The sequence below is a fragment of the Bacillota bacterium genome (assembly GCA_013178415.1).
Lineage (GTDB): Bacteria > Bacillota > SHA-98 > Ch115 > Ch115 > Ch115.
Genome location: JABLXA010000049.1, coordinates 1 through 6,052, shown reverse-complemented (window position 1 = coordinate 6,052; position 6,052 = coordinate 1). Strand labels below are relative to the sequence as shown.

6 protein-coding genes are annotated in these 6,052 nt (G+C 52.4%); 4 read left to right on the top strand and 2 right to left on the bottom strand.

Annotated elements, in window-relative coordinates; all coding sequences use genetic code 11:
- Together HPY52_16990 and HPY52_16985 are read right to left on the bottom strand one after the other, a co-directional pair.
- Positions 1–386: ATP-binding cassette domain-containing protein (locus tag HPY52_16990; GenBank protein ID NPV81930.1), on the bottom strand; the 386-nt coding region annotated here is incomplete at its 3' end.
- Between the two features lie 952 nt (positions 387–1,338).
- Complete coding sequence (locus HPY52_16985; GenBank protein NPV81929.1) at positions 1,339–1,887, bottom strand: sugar ABC transporter substrate-binding protein; 549 nt, start codon at positions 1,885–1,887, stop codon at positions 1,339–1,341.
- 415 nt (positions 1,888–2,302) lie between these two features.
- On the opposite strand from HPY52_16985, the gene HPY52_16980 reads away from it, so the two are divergent.
- The 4 genes from HPY52_16980 to HPY52_16965 all read left to right on the top strand — a co-directional run bounded on the left by HPY52_16980 (position 2,303) and on the right by HPY52_16965 (position 5,363).
- On the top strand, positions 2,303–2,665 hold the full coding sequence (locus HPY52_16980; GenBank protein NPV81928.1) for a hypothetical protein: 363 nt from the start codon (positions 2,303–2,305) through the stop codon (positions 2,663–2,665).
- A gap of 254 nt (positions 2,666–2,919) precedes the next feature.
- Positions 2,920–4,254, top strand: coding sequence for a DDE-type integrase/transposase/recombinase (locus tag HPY52_16975; GenBank protein NPV81927.1), 1,335 nt, complete (start codon positions 2,920–2,922; stop codon positions 4,252–4,254).
- Between the two features lie 7 nt (positions 4,255–4,261).
- Positions 4,262–5,059 (top strand): AAA family ATPase, encoded by a 798-nt coding sequence (locus tag HPY52_16970; protein NPV81926.1) that lies wholly within the window; start codon positions 4,262–4,264, stop codon positions 5,057–5,059.
- Positions 5,060–5,072: 13 nt separating this feature from the next.
- Complete coding sequence (locus HPY52_16965) at positions 5,073–5,363, top strand: hypothetical protein (protein ID NPV81925.1); 291 nt, start codon at positions 5,073–5,075, stop codon at positions 5,361–5,363.
- Positions 5,364–6,052 lie beyond the last annotated feature (689 nt).

Here is a 6,052-nt window from a genome sequence, read left to right as displayed (position 1 = left end):
CCGTTAAGCCTTATTATGCCGCTATCTTTGGGGTAAACCCCTGTAATTATCTTGATCAGGGTTGACTTGCCGGCTCCATTCTCACCAATAAGAGCATGAACCTCGCCTCTTGCTATTTTGAGGGAAACATCCTCCAGCACAGGTATGTCTCCAAATCTCTTGGATATTCCTTCAAGCTCAAGCAGGTTCTTAGAACGGTCGATAGGGATGCGGTTAGCCCGCCGTGCCACGTCGGGGACCGGGCTATGCCTCCCGCCCCTATTCCCAAGCAAAGCCCTTCTGTTCTCTTTCGTGCTTCGAGCCAAAAGGAGACTGTCAATTGAGGCGGCCGCAACGATGACCACAGCCTTGGCAAGAGGCTGATAGAAGGCCGATAGCCCAAGCATGGACATCCCGTTGGTCAGCGCTCCGATGAAAAGGGTGCCGATAATCGTCTGGCCTATCCCCCCGCGTCCACCTGATAGGCTGGTACCGCCTACCACTATCGCGGCGATGACATCTAATTCATTTCCCTGCCCCATCTCCGTTGTCGCGGTCATGAGCCGCGATGTCCAGAGTATGCCTGCCAGTGCCGAGCATACACCGGAGATCACATACACCCCAGTTTTGACTCCCGCAACATCGATACCCGACATCACAGCAGCCTGTTCCTTGCCACCTACCGCATAAACGTATCTTCCGAATTTGCTTCGCGTGAGGTAGCAGTAACCTATAGCAGCCACACCTGCATAAAACAGAATCGGATAATATATAGGTCCCAATTTGCCGCCCCCGAGAGCTAGGAACCTTTCATTGCTAATGACCGTATTAGTTATGAAACCGAATTTCCGGAAGGCGGTAAGCAGGGTCAGTCCCCTGAATACCCCCATGGTACCCAACGTGACAATAAATGGAGGGATGTTAAGCCGCGACACCAGTTTACCGTTGATTAGTCCCATAAGGGCGCCAGCTGTCAGCGCAAGTACCACCGTGATATATGAACCCACACCTGTAAAACGGAGGAGTCTTGCGCATATCATGCCGGTCAGGGCTAACATAGAGCCTACTGAGAGATCAATCCCGCCGGTAAGGATGACAAAGGTAGCGCCGATTGCCATAATCCCTATAAACGAAATCTGGCGGAGCATTGAAATAAAATTGCCAATAGTCCTGAAATCCGGGCAAAGAACGCTAAATACGGCCATGACCAAAAAGAAAGCGGTAGCTAAGACGTAGCTACGGAGGTCTCTTGGCTTCATCGCATTGACCACACCCTTCTCCCCGCCACGGGGCGGGGAATGCCCTCCCTCATAGAGGGCATTCCCCGCGATCCTCGTGGTGAAGTTTCCGGTTGAGTATTTACCAGCGATCCTCAGGTTTGATGTTCGCAACGGTAGACTTTGTGACAACTACTGGAGCGATCTGGATGACACCCGTCTTTTTGATATCCTTCGGTTTCAGGCCGGACGTTAGCAGATACTCCACAAGCCGCATGGCCGTAGCGCCTTGTTCATAGCAGTTGGTATAAACCGTTCCGGTAAGTTTGCCCTCTTCTATCATGGTCAACGCGTCTTTTTCTCCATCGAGGCCCCAGATAGACATCCCCTTGAGCCTGCCTGCCTGTTCTGCGGCCAGCGCTGCTCCCTCGGCCATGGAATCGTTGATGCCAAATACGCCGTCAATCTCCTTGTAGCGTTGCAGCAGACTCTGCATTACAGCAAAAGCCTTCTCTTTCTGCCAATCAGCTGGTTGTGCAGCTATGATCTTAATGTTCGGATACTTCGCTATCTCTTCCCTAAAGCCGCGTTCCCTATCAATGGCTATACTTGCCCCCGGAGGCCCCTGGATGATGACAACGTTGCCTTTCCCCCCGAGTTCCTTAGTGTAGATACCGGCCCAAAATGACATCGGTATAGGCGGGATTTCCGGTTAAGGGTGGCGTGCCTCCGGGGCCCCTGGAGAAAGGGGATGACTGGGGGCCTTATTTATCCCCAGGGAGCAGGAAAGCTTTAGGGCGGCGTGGAATAGAGGGAAAAAGAAAGAGAGAGAAGGCCACCATGTTCCACCACACGGCCTTCTCACCCCGTAAAGGAGGTGTTACCCTCCCTCCATGCCTATCGTAAAGTCATTTGCTCCCGGAGTCAATAGCTATATTGCCGATTATTCACATACCAGGCCGGACATTGAGGTGCGGTGCCCTCTTTGCAATACTCTGATGAATCCATGGGGTTCATATTACCGTCACTCTCGCACATGTGACGGACGAGTGTGCATTCGAATCTACAGGTGGCGGTGCCACAAATGTGGGAGGACATATGGTGTTTTGCCTGATTTCCTTGCGCCATATCTCCACTACCTCACGGAGGTGCGGGAATCCTGCATACGGTCGCACTTGGAAGGAGCCACTATTGAAGGGGCTGCTGAAGATGCGGGTGTGGATGCCCGCACTGTCTCCCGGTGGGTAGCGCATACAAAGCACCTACTCGATAAGGCAGTATCGCTCGTCTCAAACCTCGTCGCAAGGCTTACGGTCATGGTAACCTGGCCGAAGGTGAAGGCGGGGGGTGAAAAGGGGCGCATGCTCCTACTTTTCGACTTGGGTGATATCCTCTGTAGGGCTACCCTAACCCGCGGTGCCCCGGGAGTCTTCCCAAGAATCAATGCCTTAAACATCCTCTACCTCTAATGCCAATATATCCGATGCCAAGAGCGCCGGTGGAGTTGGCATGTGCTTAAACTGCCACATCCTCCGGCAATGTCGCGAAAACGGGTAGACTTTGATGTCAACCTGTCCGGTGTGGGTATGAATCCCATGCTCAAAACGGGTTATCTGCCATGATTTCCCTCTATGAGGACCTAATTTCCCCTCCCCACAACAAACCCTGTCATGGCTTATGGATGTAGCTAGCGATATATTAGGCTCGGAAAGGGGGACGACCGATGGATAACGATAAACTCAGGCAGGAAATCGCATCGTTTCGCTACGGGCTCATCTCACCGATAGTATCGAGGCAGGACCTTGTTCTAGGGGAGACTACGGCGCTAATCCGAGAGGCAGCATCCCGGCATTATGTGATTCCAGGCAGCACCCGTACAAGAGTTGGGGAAAGGACAATTGAGCGTTATCTATCCATGTATAGGGAAGGAGGTTTTGATGCGCTTATGCCTATGCCAAGGGAGAATTCCAGCAGGATTCCTGAAGAGTTGATAGACCTTGCGATCGCCCTGAGGCGTGAAAACCCCAAGCGTTCCATTGCCGCAATCATAGGGATGCTGGAGGCCTCAGGCCAGGTGGAACCCGGATATCTCAAGCGGAGCACGCTATATGACCATTTCAGAAGGGCAGGGCTCACAAAACCGCAGATGGCCCTGAAGGATACCTACCGCCGCTACCAGGCCATACATCGCAACGAACGCTGGATCGGCGATACCTGCCACCTTACCTATCTTGGGGAGCTAGAGAATCCCGATAAAAAACACAAGGTATTTCTCTTTGCGTGGATGGATGATTTCTCTCGTAAGATAGTCCACGCCCAGCTCTACAATGCTGAGAGGATGCCGGCCCTGGAGGATAGCTTGAAGAAGGCCATCATAACCCATGGCCTGCCTGAACAGGTCTATGTTGACAATGGAGCGATCTACTCTAGCTTACACTTCTCAAAGATATGCGCAAGGCTCGGGATTCACCTTAGCCATTCACGGCCGTACCGCCCCCAAGGTCGCGGCAAATTGGAGAGGTTCTTTCTAACGGTCCAGAGAGGTTTCCTCTCCGAGCTCGAGCTTCTATCCAGGACGTCTTCAATCGACATAGTCAAGGCAAATGATCTCTTCTCATCGTGGCTCAAGATACACTACAACGATAAGCCCCATTCGGCCACAAAGCAGGCGCCGTCCGTAAGGTTCGATATGGACAATCACCCTATCCGCCAGGTGGATCTCACAGAGATATACGAGGCGTTCCTCGTGGAGGAGACGAGAAAGGTGGATAAGACAGGGATTTTCTCACTCCAAGGCCAGACTTACGAAACATCTCCGGAGCTTTCTGGCAAGACCATAACAGTCCGGTTTGATCCCTACGACATGAGAAAGATCCAGGTCTTCTCTGAAGGCAGGAGTTATGGGGAAGCAAAGCCGTTTGATACCCCAAGGCACCATGTGGGCAAGAAACCACCCTCCAAAGAGGGGGTCCAAGAAGTCCCAAAGCCAACCAATATCAATCCCCTTACGCTTACCCCTAGGGAGGGCCTCTCATACAAGGACATGCTCAAGGGGTGATTAGGGAATGGATCTAACGCACTTCCATCTTCTCCGGTATCCATTTGAACGGGACATCCCCGTAAGCGAGCTCTTCCCCTTCAAGGGATTCGAAGAGGCTAAAGCGCGGTTGAAATACTCTGTCGAAAGGCGCGCTATCTCCGTCCTGACAGGGGAGGTGGGCTGCGGCAAGTCAACGGTATTGAGGGCTCTTGTATCGTCACTGCCGGATACGAGGTACCGGTTTATCTACGTCTCAGACCGGAATCTTACTGAGCATGCCTTCTACGACCTTATCCTCACTGAGCTTGGTGTGATTCCTGACCACCGTCTCGTCAGGATGAAAAGGCAGTTCCGGGAGACGGTCGAGAGCCTCGTGGCAAAGGGGATAGATCTCATTATCGCCATAGACGAAGCCCATGAGCTATCCCATGATATGCTTCAGGAGATCCGGTATCTATCGAATTATGACGTAGACTCATCTACGCCATTTAGCATCATCTTGGTGGGGGAGCCCCAGATGCGGGCAACACTTCGCCTTCGGTCGCTCCAGGCAGTCTTCCGGAGGGTGGAGGTGCAATACCACCTCACCGGCATGGAGCAGTCAGAGATCAAGCCATATGTTGTCCATGAACTCAAGATGGCAGGTTGTGATAGGCCTCTATTCCCCGATGATGTCATAGGTCGCATCTATGAATACTCCAAGGGAGCGATCTGGCTTGTAGCACGGCTATGCAAGGGGTGTCTCATGGATGCATACACCCACAGGCAACAGCTTGTGGATGGCAACAACCTGAAACGGGCGATAGAGGAGCTTACCCTTTAGGGAGGAGGAGGCAATGAAGGAGATAGTGGTCTCTTATGGGACAAAGGTTGAATCAGATGTTATCGTGTCAGGCTTCGCGGACGTGCGGGCGATGTTGACGCTAATTCATGAGGGAGGCAAGGCAACCCTGAGGTTTACCTCACTGGATGCGATAGAAAGGATAGAGTCAGCGATGCATGCCTTGTATTATGAGTCATTACTGGAGCGCGAGATGCTAGAGCGAGAGGCTTTACTTGAGGAAGGGCATGAATTCGGCAGGAATCGAGCAGGGAACGGCTATACTCGCGCTTTCATGGACACGTGAGAGTATCAGACCGAATAGATTCATCCTGCGATCGCCCCGGTTTTGACCGGGGTGATTTTATCAGTCGAGTACAATTCCATAACCCATTCACAGCTGCCATTCTCTCCGGTGCCGGCGGCGCCAATGGGGGCCGGAATCGACACCTAACCAGCCCGTGCCAGTTGGAACTGGCGGAGGGCTTTGCGACAAGGGTATCCCAGGCCATTCTCACTGCAGGAAGGCCTCCCATCCGCGTTGCTCCACCGTGTGATCTCGCACGACGGATCTTGATGTTGGGTATAAGACGTTTTCGTGGTATGCTTGTTCTAGCCGCGAGGATTTGCCACCTCCGGTGCTGTTTTTGTCTCAGAACAAGCGTACCAGAGGACAGATTCCTGTGGCTATCCTATTTTCTGGATGTATTACCTCTCAAACTGAAGAAGTCTTGTATTAAGGCTTGCAGGTTTCACGCCGGAGATATATGTGGTCGTCCGCCCGAGCCCGTACCAGCTTGAATGAAGAAACGGAAATGATCCCGAGGAGGAAAATAAGGAACATTAGGGGCAAGGGTGCGAAATGTAGGCTCAGGTAATGAGGCAGGTTTACTACTTCCTTAGGCAATCCCGCCTTCGGCATCCTTCCCTCCGCCATCCTTATCGCTTCATCTATTCGGCCCTCATAAATATGCTCTGTCACCTCTTTTACCCATC

Bases quoted from the DNA above. Each gene is read 5' to 3' on its own strand.
- HPY52_16985 (NPV81929.1), bottom strand. From the start codon at position 1,887: ATGTCATTTTGGGCCGGTATCTACACTAAGGAACTCGGGGGGAAAGGC.
- HPY52_16975 (NPV81927.1), top strand. From the start codon at position 2,920: ATGGATAACGATAAACTCAGGCAGGAAATCGCATCGTTTCGCTACGGG.
- HPY52_16970 (NPV81926.1), top strand. From the start codon at position 4,262: ATGGATCTAACGCACTTCCATCTTCTCCGGTATCCATTTGAACGGGAC.
- HPY52_16965 (NPV81925.1), top strand. From the start codon at position 5,073: ATGAAGGAGATAGTGGTCTCTTATGGGACAAAGGTTGAATCAGATGTT.